This window comes from Verrucomicrobiota bacterium JB022, from assembly GCA_030673845.1.
In the GTDB taxonomy this organism is placed as follows: Bacteria; Verrucomicrobiota; Verrucomicrobiia; order Opitutales; family Oceanipulchritudinaceae; genus WOUP01.
Genome location: JAUTCQ010000003.1, coordinates 62,112 through 79,423, shown reverse-complemented (window position 1 = coordinate 79,423; position 17,312 = coordinate 62,112). Strand labels below are relative to the sequence as shown.

11 protein-coding genes are annotated in these 17,312 nt (G+C 63.4%); 3 read left to right on the top strand and 8 right to left on the bottom strand.

Features of this window, described 5'->3' with window-relative positions; translation table 11 throughout:
* Positions 1 to 9: 9 nt before the first annotated feature.
* Complete coding sequence (locus Q7P63_02010) at positions 10 to 609, bottom strand: LemA family protein (GenBank protein MDP0498850.1); 600 nt, start codon at positions 607 to 609, stop codon at positions 10 to 12.
* A 242-nt stretch (positions 610 to 851) separates the two neighbouring features.
* Between Q7P63_02010 and Q7P63_02005 the strand changes: the two genes are divergently transcribed.
* Positions 852 to 2,375, top strand: coding sequence for a serine hydrolase domain-containing protein (locus Q7P63_02005; GenBank protein ID MDP0498849.1), 1,524 nt, complete (start codon positions 852 to 854; stop codon positions 2,373 to 2,375).
* Between the two features lie 108 nt (positions 2,376 to 2,483).
* On the opposite strand, the gene Q7P63_02000 is transcribed toward Q7P63_02005, so the two are convergent.
* From Q7P63_02000 to Q7P63_01990, 3 genes are all read right to left on the bottom strand, one after another.
* Entirely contained in the window at positions 2,484 to 3,374 is an 891-nt protein-coding gene (locus tag Q7P63_02000) for a pectinesterase family protein (GenBank protein MDP0498848.1), read from the bottom strand.
* A gap of 240 nt (positions 3,375 to 3,614) precedes the next feature.
* Positions 3,615 to 4,826, bottom strand: a complete 1,212-nt coding sequence (locus Q7P63_01995; protein ID MDP0498847.1) for a PepSY-associated TM helix domain-containing protein — start codon at positions 4,824 to 4,826, stop codon at positions 3,615 to 3,617.
* Positions 4,827 to 4,831: 5 nt separating this feature from the next.
* Complete coding sequence (locus tag Q7P63_01990) at positions 4,832 to 6,826, bottom strand: TonB-dependent receptor (protein MDP0498846.1); 1,995 nt, start codon at positions 6,824 to 6,826, stop codon at positions 4,832 to 4,834.
* A gap of 407 nt (positions 6,827 to 7,233) precedes the next feature.
* Here Q7P63_01990 and galA point away from each other — a divergent pair, with 407 nt between their 5' ends.
* Positions 7,234 to 9,978, top strand: a complete 2,745-nt coding sequence (gene galA / locus Q7P63_01985) for a beta-galactosidase GalA (GenBank protein ID MDP0498845.1) — start codon at positions 7,234 to 7,236, stop codon at positions 9,976 to 9,978.
* Between the two features lie 64 nt (positions 9,979 to 10,042).
* On the opposite strand, the gene Q7P63_01980 is transcribed toward galA, so the two are convergent.
* The 4 genes from Q7P63_01980 to Q7P63_01965 all read right to left on the bottom strand — a co-directional run bounded on the left by Q7P63_01980 (position 10,043) and on the right by Q7P63_01965 (position 13,697).
* Positions 10,043 to 10,690 (bottom strand): outer membrane beta-barrel protein, encoded by a 648-nt coding sequence (locus Q7P63_01980; GenBank protein MDP0498844.1) that lies wholly within the window; start codon positions 10,688 to 10,690, stop codon positions 10,043 to 10,045.
* A 57-nt stretch (positions 10,691 to 10,747) separates the two neighbouring features.
* A complete protein-coding gene (gene icd / locus Q7P63_01975; protein ID MDP0498843.1) occupies positions 10,748 to 11,989 on the bottom strand; it encodes an NADP-dependent isocitrate dehydrogenase in 1,242 nt (413 codons plus the stop codon).
* Positions 11,990 to 12,187: 198 nt separating this feature from the next.
* Positions 12,188 to 12,706 carry a ribbon-helix-helix domain-containing protein gene (locus tag Q7P63_01970; GenBank protein MDP0498842.1) on the bottom strand — a complete coding sequence of 173 codons (519 nt, stop codon included), beginning with the start codon at positions 12,704 to 12,706 and terminating at the stop codon, positions 12,188 to 12,190.
* Between the two features lie 136 nt (positions 12,707 to 12,842).
* Positions 12,843 to 13,697: an outer membrane lipoprotein-sorting protein gene (locus tag Q7P63_01965; protein ID MDP0498841.1), complete on the bottom strand. Its 855-nt coding sequence runs from the start codon at positions 13,695 to 13,697 to the stop codon at positions 12,843 to 12,845.
* Positions 13,698 to 13,969: 272 nt separating this feature from the next.
* On the opposite strand from Q7P63_01965, the gene Q7P63_01960 reads away from it, so the two are divergent.
* A complete protein-coding gene (locus Q7P63_01960) occupies positions 13,970 to 17,245 on the top strand; it encodes a hypothetical protein (protein MDP0498840.1) in 3,276 nt (1,091 codons plus the stop codon).
* Positions 17,246 to 17,312: the final 67 nt, after the last annotated feature.

Here is a 17,312-nt window from a genome sequence, read left to right as displayed (position 1 = left end):
GACGGGGGTTTAGAAGCTGACCTTGGGGGCCTCGCGCTCGCTCTCCACCTTCACCTCGAAGAGGCGAGCCTCGCCAAAGTTGAACATGCCGGCAAAGACCACGGCGGGGAATTGCTCGCGCTCGGTGTTGTAGCGCATCACCGCGTCGTTGTAAGCCTGACGGGCAAAGGCGATCTTGTTCTCCGTCGAGGTCAACTCCTCCGTCAGCTGCATCATGTTCTGGTTGGCCTTCAGCTCGGGATAAGCTTCGGACACCGCATAAAAGCGGCCCAACGCACCCGTCAGCGCGCCCTCGGCCTGCATTAGCTGGCCCATCGCCTGCGGGTCTCCCGGCGCGGCCACGGCAGCCGATTGTGCAGCAGTCGCCGCACTGCGCGCCTGCATGACAGCCTCCAGCGTCTCGCGCTCGTGCTTCAGGTAGCCCTTCGCCGTCTCGACGAGGTTGGGGATCAGATCGTAACGGCGCTTCAACTGCACGTCGATCTGCGCAAAGGCGTTCTTGAAACGGTTTCGCAACGCCACCAGGCCGTTATAAACCCCAATGGCCCAGAGCACCGCCACCACCACGACAACCGCCAAAACGAGCAAAACAATCAAGATGGGAGTCATGGCCTTATTCTGCCGCCCAAACTTGTGGTCGCAAGCGGGAACGAACCACGCGACATGGTAACTTTGGGTCGGTTTTGGAATCGGCACCGTGGTGAAATCCACCAGACCCGAACTGGCGGCAATCGCCAGCAGGTGGCGCCTCACGCCGAATAAACAAACTATCCAATTTTGTTTCCGGCTTATATAAAGACACTTGCAACATCAGACCGCCGCCTTGGCGCGGACTTTGTTAAGTGCCAAGCATGCACGTCTCAAACGGCTGTCCTGCTGCTTCCTCCTGCTGCGCCCTGCTTCTGCTGCTCTTTAGCTGGCTCTTTTCACCTCGTTCTCTTTCCGCCGCCGAACCTGCGACCGACCTCGCCCGCGTCAGCCAATACGTGGAGCAAGCGCTGGACGAGTTCGGCGTCCCCGGCGCTTCACTCGCAATCGTCCACGAGGGCGACATCGCACACCTGCAAAGCTGGGGCGAAACCGGCGGCGCACCGACCCCGGTGACTCCGCAAACGCCCTTCCTCATCGGCTCCAACAGCAAGGCGCTGACGGCCTACGCAATCATGATCCTGATCCACGAAGGCAAGGTGCAGCTCGATGCCCCCGTGTCGACCTACCTGCCCGAATTTACGATGGCGAGCCGCCGCGCATCGAAGATTACCGTATGGCAGCTACTCGCCCACCACAGCGGCATCAGCACCGAAAGCGGCCTGCACCTCGCCGACCACGCCGAGAACGACCCGCAGGCGCTCCAGCACAGCCTGACCCGCCTCGCCCACGAATCCCTGATCGCCCAACCGGGTGCGGCCTATCAATACAGCGCCGCCAATTACGCGCTGCTCGGGGCCATCATTGAGCGGGTGTCGGGGCAGACGTTCGCGGATTTCCTGCAGGCCCGCGTGTTTGGGCCGTTGGGCATGGAACACGCGGCCGCTTCCGAGGCTGCGGCCCTCGCCGCCGGCTGGCAACCCGGCTACCGCGCGTGGTGGGGCGTGCCCTTCCGCAGCGGCCTGCCCTACGACACGGCGGGCGCGCCCTACGGCTACATCGCAGCGAGCGCGGAAGACATGGGCCGCTTCCTCAGCGCGCTCCAGCGCCCGGGTGCCGCCTTGCCCGAGCGTGAGACGCAATGGTATCTCGACCCGCTCGCCCCCGCCAGCGACCTCGGGGCCTACGGCTTTGGCTGGCGCATCGGCAGCACGCGCGACAACCTCACCCGCATCTGGCACGCCGGCAGCACGGCCGATTTCCACTCGGAAGTGTTTCTGCTGCCCGAGAGCGGCTGGGGCTTCGCACTGCTCGCCAACCGCAGCCACCCGCTCGAAGCCGACCAGCTCCATGCCCTCGCACTGGGCATCGAAGCGCTGCTGCTCGGCGAGACACCGCCTCCGGTGGAAGCTTCGTGGCACCCGGTGTGGCTCTACGGCTCGGCCATCGTCGCAGCGCTCGCGGCGCTTCTAGCCGGGCTGGCGAGGCATCTACGACATGCCCCGCGCCACGCCTTCAGCCCTTGGTGGAATGTAGGCGGCACGTTGACCCTCGCCAGCGGCCTCGCCCTCATCCCCACCGCGCTGCACCGCCTGCAGATCCCCCTGCGCACCCTGGCTTTGACCGCGCCAGACTTGGTCATACTCGCCTCGATTGTCGCAGGTCTGCTCTCGGCGCTCGGCCTCCTGGCGATCTTCCACAGCCGCCCTCACCACCAGAATTCCCGCAACGAGACCTCCGCCTCCCCCTCCCACGAACACTACCTCGAAAGCTGCCAATACAGCTGACGCCTAAGTGCGGGGCGGTGATCAAAGCAAAAAAACGGCGCGACCGTTGGGAAGGTCGCGCCGTAGCCTGAGTTCTGTAGTCTTTGCTTGAGAAAGCGCAGGGGCCAATCAGAGGGGCGGGTTCCAGCCGCCGAGCACGTTGCTCTCTGAATAAGTTGCGGCTTGGGAGGAGGTAAGGCGCACGACCCACCAGGCGCGCGGGGTGAGGCTGATGCTGGCCCCGGAGGGCGTTTTACTGCCATATTCGGCAGCGCGGCAGGTTGCTTCGCGGCCATCCCAAGGGCTCCAGGCCACATCAGTAATATGATCCTCCAGCGTGCAGTCGATAAAGGCCGTCTGGCCGAACTCACGCCAGGGGCGCATGAGCGTGCTGCTGTCGTCGGGCACATTGCTGGACCGGTTGATCTTGCAGCGGTAGAAGACGAAGCCGTAGGGCACGTTTTGCGGGGTGCTGGGGGCGGCGATCACCCCGCCAGAGCTGCGGATCTGCTTGATATTGCACGAGTAGAAGAAGGCGGTGCCGCCGCTGTAGATGAAGTCGACACTTCCCCGGATCTCACTGAGGCTGCAGTAGACAAGGGCGTTGTTCCAGATAGCGAAGGTATCCTGCCAGCCGAGGATATAACAGCGGTGAAACTGGACGCGCTGGCTGTTGACGCGCACGGCATTGGCGGGGCCTGCGGTTTGACCGGCAGTGTTCTCGATCGTCATGTAGCTGACGGTGATGTCGGTCCCATTGACCGTGAGAGCCGTCTGCGAGGCACTGCCCACGCTCAGCTTGACGCCAGTCTGCGTCTCGCCCACCAGACTCAGGTTGGACTTGCTGCTCGGGATGTTGACTTGCTCGTAGTAAGTGCCGTTGGCGATCTGAATGGTGTCGCCCGAACCGGAGGCATTTACAGCGGCCTGGATGGTCGAATATTGGGAGGGCACATAGCGGGTTGCCGCGTGGACCACCGATGCGAGGCACAGGAGTGCGATCGGGAGGAATCGTAACATGGGTAACGGGGGGTTGAGGTTGCAGATGCAATGCTCATTCTCCAGCCCCCCGCCTTGCCATGGCTCTCTCCGTTTCCGGCATCCATCAAACGTGACCGGAAGAGAGCGAGGTCACTCCCGGCAGGCAGATGGGAACGTCAAAGAACGGTGCATCACCCAGGTTCCTTACGCCTCATTATTTCGGGCGACAACGGAAGCGTCGGTCACATCGTTGATCCGCACGGCATCCCTCCTCTTCCCTTACGCCGTCTTCGCCTTCTTCTTCTGGCTGCGGAGCCAGCGGCGCCAGGTGAGGGCGAAGCCGGTGTAGACAAGCACCAGAGAGGCGAGGCAGGCGATGGAGGCGATCAGCTTGCCCCAGAAGCCGAAGGCCCCGCCGGTGTGCAGAAAGCGGATCCAGACGCGGGCTTGCAGGCCGGGGCTGCGGGTCTCGAAATGCGTCGTCTTGAGGATCGTGCCGGTAAAAGGGTCCGACTCGATCGGGATGTAAGCCCGGCTGGGCATATAATCCGGCACCGTTACGCCAAGGTGGAGCGGGTCGGGCGTCTCGGCGGCCAGTTGCTCGGGGGTGGGCAGCTCAAGCCCGATATTGACCCACTCGGGGTAGGCATTGCTCACCTCTGTCAGCGCCACGTCGAGCGGCACGCGTTGGGCACCTTCGGGCGGAGTCGGGACCTCGGCGGGTGGGGTGCGCATCATGCCGTAGTTGCGGGCCTCGGGCGGCGTCTCGCCGGCGAGCTGGAACGGCAGGTTGTGCCCCCACCGGAACGAGATGACGACGGCGGTGGCGGCGAGCACGACGAGCACGGGCAGGCTCCAAAAGCCGAGCACGTTGTGCCAGTTGTAGTCGCGCGCCTTGCCTTTGTAGCCTTTGACGAACCACAGGATGGGCCGCAGCGCCCGCCAGCTCCAGCGGCGCGGTAACCACAGGTAGAGCCCGCTGATGCAGAGCAGCAGGAAGCCAATGTTGGCCACGCCGGTGATCATGCGACCGACAGGGAAGGCGTCGCCCTCCATCGCCAGCCAGCGGTGCCACTCTTCCATGTAATGGATGAAGTGGTGGAGGTCGTGCGCCTCGCTCTCGCGCGTCTCCCCGGTGTAGGGGTTGACGTAGAGCGGCCCTTCGCGACCTGCGTAGAAGGCGTGGGCATGGTCGGGCTCGCTGAAAACGGTGATGCTCGTCGGCACAAAGTCCGGGTGCGCCGCCGTTACGCGCTCAACGAGGGCCTCGACCGGCAGGCGGGCCGCAGCTTCCGCCGGTGGCGAGACGTGGCTCACTTCACGATCGGCCCAGGCGAGCATTTCTTCTTCGAAGGCGATCGCAATCCCGGTGGCCGACATAATAAAGACGACGACCCCGGTGACGATGCCCAGGATGAGGTGGCCCCAGAAGATCAGGCGGCGAAACGAGAAGGGGCGGCGCGCCGCCTTGGCTGGCTGGGGCTGACTCATCGGAACTAGAAGCGGAGGGTAGCGGAGAGGCGGATGTCGCGGCCTTGCTCCGGTGCGCCCACCGTGGATTCCCAACCGGTTCCGGGCATGTTCCGCATATCTTCCACACTGCCGTGGCTGAGGTATTGCTTGTCGAAGATATTCTTCACCGTAAGGTTGAGCGTGAGGTATTCGAAGAATTCCGGGCGCCAGCGCAGGAAGAAGTCGTGAGTTACGTAGCCAGGCTTGTCGATAGATACACCCGGAACTCCGCCGGTGATGGATTCGGGAATCGAGATATCGTCTAGGCCCTGCACGTAGCGCACGTTCCAGCCCACATCGAGCTGGTCGAGCGGGCGCCAGGTGGCGTCGGCCACCCAGGTATCGCCGATCCGGGAGACGAGCGAGCTGTATTGGTAGCGCGTCGCCGTCTGGCCGTTAATGGTGGTGTCGGCGTGGTTGTATTGCAGGCTCAGGTTGTAGCGCTCAGTGCTGTAGACGGCACGCACAAAGACACCATCGGTCTCGACATCGCCAGCGTTAAGATAGTGGCGGTCCCACGGTGTCGTGTTGGTGATGACGTCGTGGATCTCATTGCGGTAGACGCCGCCTTCGAGCAGCAGGCCGCCCTGCTCGTACATCAGGCGCAGCTCGTAGTTGCGGGCCTTTTCGGCTTCGAGATCCGGGTCGTTGTCTGCAATGTCGACACGGAAGGCGTCGGCTACATCCGGGCCACGGAAAGCGGTCGCGGCGCTGGCGTTGATGCTCAGCTCGGGCGTCAGCCGGTAAATCGCGCCGATGTTGGGGCTAAAGCCGTTGTCCGTAAAGCGTTGGTCCTGACGGTCCTTCAATCTGTAATAATCGAGGCGCGCACCGCCGGTCAGGGTGAAGGCTTCGGTGAAGTCAAACTCGCTTTGGGCAAAGAGGCCCGTCACGTTACCCCTCTCGGTTTCGCGGACCGAGCTGCCAACCGAACCTGCTTCCACTTCGTCACGTCGGTAGTCGATGCCGTAAGTCACCTTGGTGATGCCGACTTCCTGATGGTTCCGGAGGTCGAACTGCAGCCCTTCCACTTTACCTTCGTACGGGCCATAAGACCCGTTTTGCATGAGTTCGGCGGTGGTGTAGCTGGCGGTAAACTCGAGGTCGATCCACTCGATGGAGGCGGGATCAAAGCTGTAGCCGACAGTGCCCGTCTTGCGCTCGGATTCCATCGGGTAGGACGGGTTGCCGGGGCTGGGAGCCCATTCGGGGCGGCGGAGCTTCTCGCCTTCCTCGTCCAGATGTTCGAAGCTGGCGCGCACGGTGTGGCCGTCGCCGAAGTGGCCAACCACCTTGGTCATTATCACGTCCTGACGCGAGCCGGAGCCCGCCAGCTCGTTGCCGTCGCCGTCTTCGATCTCTTCATGCTCGGAGCCGACGTAGCTGGCGAGGATGCTCCAGCCATCGCTCAACCGGCCATAGCCGATCACGCTGCCCTTGTGGCCGTCGGTATTGCTGAAATAGGTGTATTTGGTCTGCGCACCCACCGTCTGGCCGTCTGCCAGCATGTCTTCCGGGTCTTTGGTCACAAAGCGGATCGCGCCGCCGAGCGCGCCAGGGCCGTCGGTCGCGTTGCCCACGCCGGGCTGCACTTCGACTTGCTTCAGCAGCTCGGGCTCGATGGCGATGCGGCCGGTGTGGTGAAAGAGCGAGCCCGACTGCGTGGCGCCGTCGACCGAGACGTTGATCAGGCCCTCACCGAGGTTGCGCACGTAGATCTTTTGCGCGATGGCGGTCGAGCCGCCCACGGTCACGCTGGGGTCGATCGACAAGGTGTCTTCGAGGTCGCTGGCCTGGCGCTCGTTGAGGTCGCGGCTGGTAATGAAGAGCACGCTTTGCGCGCCGTCCGCCGTTACGGCAAAGGGAGCGAGCTCGAAGGCGGGCTCTTCTTCTTGAAAGGCGGTTTGGGCGACTGCGGTCGGCACAACAAGGCTGCCAACAGCCAAGAGCGTGAGGTAGAGGGACGAGATGCGTTTCATCGGTTGTGGTTCTGCGAAAGCCCGGCGGCGGGCATGGTTACTTGGGGAAGAAAACTGGTAAAACCGCCCAGAAACCAACGCTACTCAAGATAGACCAACCAAAATGGAATCAGCGTAATAGCGTCGATGACTCTCAACGAGATAGACAAGCGCAGGGAACGAAAGTCAGCTCCCAGGCGGATTTACTGCGCCTTTGATCGCAGCCCTACTAGGCCCTGTCAAGGCGATTGAGACTCGATTTCACCGATTTTGCGACTGAATCTTATCCTCTAAATATCCTAACGCACAAATCAGGCTGTCTGCATATTGTGATTGAGAACCGTAGCCGCATCTCCCAAACTGACGGCATCCCCGCCTCAAACTCCTTATGAATGATGCATTACAGCTGTTGGCTCCTGCCATGGTGCATGCTGCTCGCCTCCGTTGGAGCGGCTGCCGCCACCGAAACCTACCCCGACTCACCTAGCCGCACACGCACCCAGATCAACGACGGGTGGCGTTTTGCGCTGGGACACGCCACCGAGACCGACGCCGACTGGGACTTCAACGAAGGTTACTTCTCTTACCTCGCCAAGGCTGGATTCGGCGACGGCCCTGCCGCACCGTCGTTTGACGACCGAGGGTGGCGCGAGATCACCCTGCCCCACGACTGGGCGGCCGAGCTGGATTACGCGCCCGACGCCAGCCCAAGCCACGGCTTTAAGGCAGTGGGCCGAGGGTTCCCGGAAAACAGCGTGGGCTGGTATCGCCATACTTTCCACGTGCCCGAGAGTGATCTTGGCCGCCGGATCCGGGTCGAATTCGACGGTATCTACCGCGACGCCGCCATCTTTGTAAACGGCTTCTTCGTCGGCCAAGAGCCGAGCGGCTACCTCTCCCAGAGTTACGACCTCTCCGAATACCTCAACTACGGCGGCGACAACGTGGTCGCGGTGCGTGCGGACGCCTCGATGGAAGAGGGCTGGTATTACGAGGGCGCGGGTATTTACCGGCACGTCTACCTACTCAAGACGGCCCCGCTGCACGTCGCCCGCTACGGCACCTACGTCACCACCGAAATCGAAGGCGCAAACGCTACGGTATCGGTCGAAACCACGGTGCAAAACGAGGGCTTCGAGACCGCTACCTTCCAAGTTCATCAACAGGTGATCGACGCAGAAGGGAACGTCGTCTCGACGACCGAATCAGACACTTTGACGCTTGATCCTGGCGGCACCGTCACGGTCAGCGACGCCCTGAACGTGATCGACGCGAGTCTTTGGGAGTTGGACGCGCCCTACCTCTACACGCTGCGCACGGTTTTGGCCGACCGAGACGGGGGAGAGATCGACCGCTATCGCACGCCCTTCGGCATTCGTGAGATCCGTTTCGACCCCGACGAGGGCTTCTTCCTCAACGGGCGCCACGTGAAGCTGAAGGGGACGAACAATCACCAGGACCATGCGGGCGTCGGCACAGCTTTGACCGACGACCTGCAGGAATACCGACTGCGCCAACTTAAAGCGATGGGCAGCAACGCCTACCGCGTGTCGCACCACCCGGCCTCACCGGCCCTGCTGGAGGCTTGCGACCGGCTGGGCATGCTCGTGATCGACGAAAACCGCTTGATGGGGATCAACGATTACCACCTCGACGAGCTGCGGCACATGATCTTGCGCGACCGCAACCACCCGAGCGTGATCCTGTGGTCGATCGGGAACGAAGAGTGGGCGATCGAGGGCAATGTAAAGGGTGCCCGCGTCACCGAGCGGATGCAGCGCTTCGTCCAGCGGCTCGACCCGACCCGACGCGTGACGGCGGCCATCAGCGGCGGTTGGGGCGGCATCTCCACCGTGGTCGACGTGATGGGCGTCAACTACATCAAGCATGGAGACACCGACCGGCAGCACCGCGATTACCCGCAGCAAATCATCGTCGGCACCGAAGAAACGACGATCCAGGCCACGCGCGGCATCTACGTCGACGCCCCTGCCCTCGCCCACCAGGCCCCGCGCGAAGACGGCTCGTCCGGCGGCAACGCCATCACTGGCTGGCAGCACTATGCCGCGCGCGACTACGCGGCGGGCGTCTTTTACTGGACGGGCTTCGATTACCGGGGCGAGCCGACGCCGTTTGGCTGGCCGGCGGTGCTCTCGCAGTTCGGCATTCTCGACAACTGCGGCTTCCCCAAAGACAGCTTTTATTACCTGCGCGCATGGTGGCAAAACGAGCCGGTGCTGCACGTCTTCCCGCACTGGAATTGGCCGGGGCGCGAGGGTGAAACCATCGAAATAAGCGCTTACAGCAACTGCGACGAAGTCGAGCTGCTCGTGAACGGCGAGTCCCAAGGCCGCCAGGCGATGCCGCGCAACGGCTTCCTGAGCTGGAACGTCGTCTACGCGCCGGGCGAGCTGGTCTTGCGCGGCTACAACGGCGGCAAGTTGGCGATGGAAGAGCGCCGCCCCACCACCGGGCCAGCCGCCACCGTGAAGCTGTTGGCCGACCGGCTCACGATGCCTGCCGACCCGCAAGCTACGGCCGTGATCGCAGTGGGCGTGCATGCCGCCGATGGCTACCTGGTGCCGACGGCGGACCACCTCGTGCGCTTCAGCCTGACCGGGCCGGGGCGGATCGTGGGCGTCGGCAACGGCAACCCCTCTTCGCACGAGCCGGAGCAGTTCAACCCCACCGTCTCCACCCGCAGCCTGGGCGCTTGGCAAGCCCCCAACCCGGCGGACACCCAAAGCGCCGTTGTCTACGAAGTGCGCTTCGACCGGCCCAAGGCCCCAAAAGGCGCTCAGGTACAGCTGCTGCTTTCGGCCCTCGGGCAGGAACAGCGGGTGACGCTCAACGGCAAGGTGCTCTTCGACCATGCGGATCCCAAGACCGCGACCGCCGCCTTGCCCCTCAATTCGCTGGAGCTGAAGCCGACCGGCAACGTGCTGCAGATCGCCGCCCAGCCCTTCGGCGACTGGCGCTCGCGAGAGCTGCTGGCGCAGACGAAGCCGGCCCAGTGGAAAATCATCGAGCCGGCCCCACCCGCTCAGCGTCGCGTCTTCAACGGCCTCGCTCAAGTCATCGTGCAAGGCACCGGAGAACCCGGCGTGGTCGAACTCCGCGCCGTGGCCGACGGGCTGACCCCGGCTACCGTGCGCATCCACGTAGAGGAGTAGAGACACAAAAAAGCCCGGAGCCTACTGGAGGTTCCGGGCGCAAAGGTGGGACCAGATTCAGGCTCTAGAAATTGTAACCAAGGCCCAGCTCGAAGAAGTGGCTGAGCTCGTTGGGCGACACTTCCAGGGCCGACTCGGTGATGTCCTGATCGGCATACAGCAGGCGGTAGCCGGCGGTCGCGTAGATCTTGTCCGCCACTTCCGCCTTGAGGCCGACCATGAACTGGACGGCGGGCGTCATGTTGGCGTCGTTGACCGTCTGGGTGTTGGTGGTCGTCACGGTGCCATTGCTCTCGGTGCGGGTCTGCACCGTGAGGTTGGTCGAGGTGCGGACCACACCCACACCGGCCCCGATGTAGGGGTCGATGAACGGCACGCCGGGCAGGTCGAAGATCGCGTTGCCGAAGAGGCCGTAGCGTTCGTAATCGCCGTCGAAGTCGTTCAGGTCTTCCGACTGGATACCGTCGTAGTCGTACTGGGCACCGAGGAATTCCACTTCGGCGCGCAGGACGGGCAGGTTGACGCCCCAGGCGAGGGACAGGCCGAGGCCGCCTTCACCGTCGAGCACGGCGTCGGACGGGCCCGAGAAGTCGGAGTCGCCCGGTACGCTGTAAAACGCCGAGACGCGGACGGTCTGGTCGATGGCCTGAAGCGACGAGGCACCGGCAAGCAGTGCCGCGCCGCCGAGAAGATAGCGCAGTGGGAGTTTCATTTTCTGGCAGGGTTTTTGAGAGATTGGCGCGATAGGCCTTACAATGAAACTCCTGGCTTAGTCCATCGCCTTGATCACGGCGCTGCCGAACTCGGAGCACTTGATCGGGTCGATGTTCATCATGCGGGCGAGGTCGTAAGTCACTTGACCGCCGGAGATCGCCTTTTCCATACCCTTGATCACGAGGTCGGCGGCTTCGTTCCAGCCGAGGTAGCGGAACATCATCTCGCCGGAGAGGATCACGGAGCCGGGGTTGACCTTGTCCTGGCCGGCATACTTGGGGGCCGTGCCGTGGGTGGCTTCGAAGATGGCGGCGCCGTTGATGTAGTTGATGTTACCGCCGGGGGCGATACCGATGCCGCCGACCTGCGCGGCCAGGGCGTCGGAGATGTAGTCGCCGTTGAGGTTGAGGGTGGCGATGACGTCGTATTCGGCGGGGCGCATCAGGATCTGCTGCAGGAAGGCATCGGCGATTACGTCCTTGACGACGATGCCGTTGGGCAGCTCGACCCAGGGGCCTTCACCGATGACCTTGCCGCCGAACTCTTCGCGGGCTACTTCGTAACCCCAGTCGCGGAAGGCACCTTCGGTGAACTTCATGATGTTGCCCTTGTGCACGAGCGTAACGCTCTTGCGGCCTTGCTCGATCGCATACTGGATGGTCGAGCGGACGATGCGCTTGGTGCCTTCTTCGGAGACGGGCTTGATGCCGAAGCCGGAGGTCTCGGGGAAGCGGACCTTGCTGAAGGGCTTCGGGAAGTGCTCCTTGAGCAGCGAGGCAAACTTGGCGGCCTCGGGCGTGCCCTTCTGGAACTCGATACCGGCGTAGATGTCTTCGCTGTTTTCACGGAAGATCACCATGTCGACCAGCTCCGGCTCCTTGACGGGGCTTTGCACGCCCTTGAAGTAGCGGACGGGGCGCTGGCACACGTAGAGGTCCAGCTCTTGGCGCAGGGCCACATTCAGGGAGCGGATACCGCCGCCCACCGGGGTCGTCAACGGGCCCTTGATGCCGACGAGGTATTCCTTGAAGGCTTGCAGGGTGTCTTCGGGCAGCCAGGTGCCGAACTTGTTGAAGGCCTTTTCACCGGCGTAAACTTCGAACCAGGTGATCTTCTTCTTGCCGCCGTAGGCCTTTTCGACTGCGGCATCGAACACGCGCTGGGAGGCGGCCCAGATGTCGGGGCCAATGCCGTCGCCTTCAATGAAGGGCAGCACCGGTTGGTCCGGCACGTGCAGTTGATTGTTCACCTTGGCGACTTTCTCGCCAGCGGGGGGTGTAAGATGCTGATAACTCATTGCGAAATCCCGTAAAAACGAATAGCTCGAGAGGCAATCGCCTATCACGTCAGTTCCCAGCCCGGTGGCAAGGATTTTCCGGTCGCGCGCAGGCTTTGGCGGCTCGGGGAAGCTCCACCGCAGCCGGGTCGGTACATGCAGCGGAGGCGGAAGAGCCTAGCCCTTTCCGCCTCGTCCTGCAAGAGGCAGGGCTGCGGTTTATGCGCCTTTTTTCGCCTTCTTGGGCTTGCGCTTGCCGTTGAGGCCGGGGCTCTCGCCCACCAGGGCCACTTCGGCGCCAGGGCGACGACGGGCTCGGGGTGCGGGGCCCGCGCCCAGGCGGCGTTTGCGGCGGCTGGAGGCCGAAGCAGCGTCTTCTTCCACCGGGGTGGCGGGAGAGGCGGCGGGCTTCTTGGCCAGGCCGTTGCCGTTGTGCATCCACTCCAGCGGGGGATGCTCGACGAGGGCTTCGAGCGCCTCTCGGATCAGACGCGAGCGGCTGAGGCCAGCTTCTTCGGAAAGCTGGTCGAGCACGTCGCGGAGTTCTGGCTTGAGACGGACAGACATCTGCCGGCGGGGCGGGGGCGCCTCGGGCAGGGGTTGGGCAGCAAGGCGATTGAGCGCCGTCTCCACCAGACGGGAGATGGGCAGGTGGCCGGCATGATCCGCCAGGGATTGCAGGCGCTGCCACAATGGCTGCTCAACCTCAAAGCTTACCGGGCTTGATGAGGAGACCATAGTAGGGGTAAGGAGAGTGTTGTGATGAACCAGATTGGGGTGTAGCGATCAAATCTTTCATTGGCGCAAAGCACAATCCTTTTTTCTATTTCATCACACCTTGGCTCTCCTGCCCCCAATGGCAGCCCGCGCTTCGCTATAGCGATCGGAAGGCTTGGCGCGGCAGGGCCTCGTAGGGCGCTTCCAGGCTTTCGGGCGTGAAGAGCGTATCGGGCAAATCCCGACCCAGCGCAGCCGCGTCGAACTCCAGGCGCGTGCGGGTGCGGGTGCGCTCGTCGCTGAGGTCGAAACGCGTCACCACCCACTGGTCGTCGACTTTCTTGAACGAGCCGACGCGCAGGGTGCGGATGATCTTTTCCTCCGGGCTGAGCACTTCGGCGCGCAGGATGGCGTAGAAATCGGCGTCGATCATGATGCGCACCGCGCCGATCTCGGCATAACGGGGGTCGTCGCTCGGCGGGTACATCAGGTAGTAGTGCGCCGGGCGGCCGGCGACGCGGTGGGTGCCCTCATAAACGTAATCCTGCCACTCCAGGAAGGGGATCTGGAAATCGAAGGGCGTGTAGACAAGGCCGGGGAGCAACGGCTGGTGCAGCGTCTCGCCATCGAGCGGCGTAGGCTCACCTGCACCGGCGTAGTGCCAGCTTTCGCGGTTGCCCTCCCAGAGGTAGGCCTGGCGCTCGCCGTCCAGCGGGTCGAAGTCGACCCGGGTCTCCGGGTGCTGGGCATTCCAGGCGCCGTAGAGCGTGCCGTAATAGACCTCCGTCTTGCCGCCGCGCGGGTAATGCAGCAGGCGAAAGCGGAAGGCAAAGTCGCCCGGCCAGCCGATCTGGCGAAACTGTTGCAGCACGCGGTGGCCTTCCGCCTCGTTGAGCTGCTCGGGGCCCTGGATCACGGGCGAGGGGCGGTTGCGGGGCTGCGCGTGCAGGGGCGCCGCCGCCGTGAGTGCGCTGAGGGCGAGGAGCAGGGCCGGGATACGAAACTGATGCATGGTAGAGTAAACCCCATTACGCCAGAAGCGTTGCCAGTGACAACCTTGGCGCGAGAAAAGATGAAGCGACGGCAGCGCAGCCTCACATCTAAATATAATAATATGCGCCAGTAATTTGTAAAAAAATCGTCCATGCCCGGGGGATAATCCTTGACTCTATTTTCAATTAATTTCATCCCTGTAGCAGGTTATTTCATTTGAAATAACTTCCCATCTTTACCCTACCCCCGCTTTTCTTCGCCTCCCTCCCACGGCTGGCGTAGACCTACTCCATGAAACTTGTGTGCTCCCCCTTGGTGCGCGCCTTGCGCGTACACACCCTCCCCACGACGCTGGGCCTGCTGCTGGCCGGCCCCATGCTCGCGCTCCAGGCGCAGGAAAACGACGACCTGCTCGCCTACGAAGGCTTTGAATACGATGTCGGCAGCAGCATCGAGATGCTCTCCGGCGGCAGTGGCTGGAACGGCGGCTGGGGTTGGCGTGTCGACATTACCGGCGGCAATTCCTCCCAGGTCCGTAACTCCGCCATCGTTCAGAGCGGCAGCCTGAGCTATGGCGGGCTGACGACCAAGGGCAACCACGTGCACCTCACCGGGGCCAATGGAGAGCTGCAACTCGCCCGCCGCTTTGCCGCCGCCCTCGGCGCCGAGCCCAATACGAGCACCTACGTTTCGTTCATCGGGCAACGGGTAGGGCCGCTCGACGATCCAGAGGACAACCCGAGCACGCCAGATCCGGACGACTTCGACAGCTGGTACCCCAACCCCTACCCGCGCGGCGCTTCCGTCCGCCTCTGGAGCGGCACTTCCGAGCGCATCTCCGTCGGCAATTTCTCCAACTGGAAGACCAACAAATGGTCGGTCTACGGCTCCAGCCTCGATACGGTTTCGGACGTCGATTTCAGCGAGCAGGCCTTCATCGTGGTGCGGATCGACCACGTGGGCGATGCGACCGTGGCGGACAATCTTTACATCTGGGTCAACCCGGATCTTTCGATGGGCGAAAGCCTCGCCAACGCCGACATCACCAAAGTGGCGATCATGGACGGCGAAAAGCCGATCGACTTTACCAACCTCAACTGGATCAGCCCCTTTGTGGGCAATGCCAGCACCACCGGCACCGGAGCCCTCCAGCGCCCGCACGCCGAGATGCTGCTCGACGAGCTCCGCGTCGGCCGCACCTGGGCCTCCGTCACGCCCGAATCCAACAACTGGGCGCTCAACTTTGGCGTCGATGCCGAGGGCAACACCTGGACAGGCGACTTCCTGCGCACGCTCTATGTGTCCGAAAACAACTGGCTGTGGGCCTACCGCACCAACAGCTGGATCTATCTCCCCGCCGACTGGGTGACGAGCGAAGGCTCCTGGGTCTATTTCTACGACACCAATGCCAACCCGCCTCAGTCTGCCGACGTGACCTGGGCCGGTTTCCCTCGCGTCGAAGACTACGTGTGGACAGGCAACTTCCTCGGCACGATCTACCTCGACCCGGGCTCCGACTGGGTCTGGAGCTTTGAGTTTGAAAACTGGGTCTACCTGCCGGAAGAGCGCGTGACAGGTGAGTTCGCGCTCGGCTACGTGGAGAACAACAACACCGACGAGGTGCCTATGCCCTCCGCCGCTATCTCCCCCTCCCCCGCCAATGAAGACGGGCATGTGGATGCCGAAGATGGCAGCGTGCTGCTCTCATGGCGACGCGGCCAGGGGGCGGAAACCAGCACCGTCTACTTTGGCACCGATCCGGAAGCCGTCGCCAATGCCACGCCGGAGTCGCCCGAATACCTCGGCAGCGTCACGGAGGCGGAGATGGAGGTCGAAAGAGCCTTCAACCCGCTACAGACCTATTACTGGCGCGTCGACTCCACCAACGCCGCCGGCACCGCCACGGGCGACGTGTGGGAATTTGCCCCGCGCCGCCTCGCCTTCCCGGGCGCCGAAGGCTACGGCCGCTTCGCCGTGGGGGGCCGCAACGGCCAGGTTGTGACCGTGACCAACCTCAACGACAGCGGCGAGGGTAGCCTGCGCTGGGCGATCGAAGAGGTCGAAGGGCCGCGCACCGTCGTCTTCAACGTAGCCGGCACCATCACGCTGGAGTCGAACCTCACGGTGCAGGACAACGACGACCAGATCACCATCGCCGGGCAGACCGCTCCGGGCAAGGGCATCACCATTCGCAAGCACAAGCTGGGCTTCAGCGGCGTGGAAGACGGCATCATGCGCTACATGCGCATCCGCCTGGGCAACACCGCCGAGCAAACTTCCGACGGCACGGGCATGCAAGGCTCCAACCACTCGATCTACGACCACGTCTCGGTCAGCTGGTCGATCGACGAGGCCTTCAGCTCCCGCAGTGGCCGCAACATCACCCTGCAGCGCACCATCCTGGCCGAGGCCCTGAACGAAGCCGGCCACAAGAACTACCCCGAAGGCGCCCAGCACGGCTATGCGGCCAGCATCGGCGGCGATGTCGGCTCGTTCCACCACAACCTGCTCGTCCACTGCGCCGGTCGCAACTGGAGCATGGCGGGCGGCCTCGACACCACGGGGGCCTACGCCGGTCGCCTCGACCTGCGCAACAACATCGTCTACAACTGGCGCAGCCGCGCTACCGACGGTGGGGCCAAGGAGGTCAACTTCGTCGGCAATTACTACAAGCAGGGCCCCTCCACCACTCGCCTCGTGTTCCTCAACCCGCAGCACGAAAGCGTGGGCTCGGGCCAGCAGCGCTACTTCATGGAGGGTAACATCCTCGACTATTCCGACCCGACCCGTACCGACGTGGGACCCGAAGACCAGACGGGCGGCTACACGACCGACAATGATCACCCGGATGCCTACGTCGACCAACAGTTCTTCCCCTCCCACATCACCGAAGATTCGGCCGTGCTCGCCTACAAGAAGGTGCTCTCCGATGTGGGCTGCAACCTGCCCATGCAGGACAGCCACGACGACCGTGTGATCTCCAACACGCTCGACCGCTCCTTTACCTACCGCGGCAGCAAGACGAACTACGCAGGCCTGATCGACAGCCAGGAAGACGTCGGCGGCTGGGAGCTGTATGACGAGCTGCAACGCCCCGCCGGCTGGGATACCGACGGCGACGGCCTGCCCGACTGGTGGGAGACGCTCATCGGCACCCCGACCGACTCACCCGCCGGCGATTTCAGCGATGCCCATGCCGACCCGGATGGCGACTTCTGGACCAACCTCGACGACTACCTCGCCTTCCTCGCCACCCCGCACTACACCTGCGCGGTCGACGGCTCGGTGGAGATCGACTTGAGCCAATATACCCGCGGCTTCACCGACGCGCCGGTCCACGCCGTCGTCGACCAGTCGCAAGGCAGCGTGGAGATGCTCGAAGACGGCGTCACCGCCCGCTTCACGCCGGTCAGCGGCTTCAGCGGCCTCGGCAGCTTCCGCTTCACCGTCACCGACGGCGAAGGCGACAGCATGGAGCGTGAGATCGGCATTATCGTCGGCGTCGACCAGACCTGGTCCGAAGCCTACGTGCCGGTTGAGCAACCCCCGGTAGACCAGGGCGCATAACTTCCCAAACCAAGACACCCAGGCCCCCTATAGCCTGGACCCCGTTAGAGTAAGCGCCGGGATCGCA

What these genes read in the sequence shown, in the direction of transcription:
- Q7P63_02005 (MDP0498849.1), top strand. Translation starts at nt 852, where the DNA reads ATGCACGTCTCAAACGGCTGTCCTGCTGCTTCCTCCTGCTGCGCCCTG.
- Q7P63_02010 (MDP0498850.1), bottom strand. Translation starts at nt 609, where the DNA reads ATGACTCCCATCTTGATTGTTTTGCTCGTTTTGGCGGTTGTCGTGGTG.
- Q7P63_01970 (MDP0498842.1), bottom strand. Translation starts at nt 12,706, where the DNA reads ATGGTCTCCTCATCAAGCCCGGTAAGCTTTGAGGTTGAGCAGCCATTG.
- icd (MDP0498843.1), bottom strand. Translation starts at nt 11,989, where the DNA reads ATGAGTTATCAGCATCTTACACCCCCCGCTGGCGAGAAAGTCGCCAAG.
- Q7P63_01990 (MDP0498846.1), bottom strand. Translation starts at nt 6,826, where the DNA reads ATGAAACGCATCTCGTCCCTCTACCTCACGCTCTTGGCTGTTGGCAGC.
- Q7P63_02000 (MDP0498848.1), bottom strand. Translation starts at nt 3,374, where the DNA reads ATGTTACGATTCCTCCCGATCGCACTCCTGTGCCTCGCATCGGTGGTC.
- Q7P63_01980 (MDP0498844.1), bottom strand. Translation starts at nt 10,690, where the DNA reads ATGAAACTCCCACTGCGCTATCTTCTCGGCGGCGCGGCACTGCTTGCC.
- Q7P63_01960 (MDP0498840.1), top strand. Translation starts at nt 13,970, where the DNA reads ATGAAACTTGTGTGCTCCCCCTTGGTGCGCGCCTTGCGCGTACACACC.
- Q7P63_01965 (MDP0498841.1), bottom strand. Translation starts at nt 13,697, where the DNA reads ATGCATCAGTTTCGTATCCCGGCCCTGCTCCTCGCCCTCAGCGCACTC.
- Q7P63_01995 (MDP0498847.1), bottom strand. Translation starts at nt 4,826, where the DNA reads ATGAGTCAGCCCCAGCCAGCCAAGGCGGCGCGCCGCCCCTTCTCGTTT.
- galA (MDP0498845.1), top strand. Translation starts at nt 7,234, where the DNA reads ATGCTGCTCGCCTCCGTTGGAGCGGCTGCCGCCACCGAAACCTACCCC.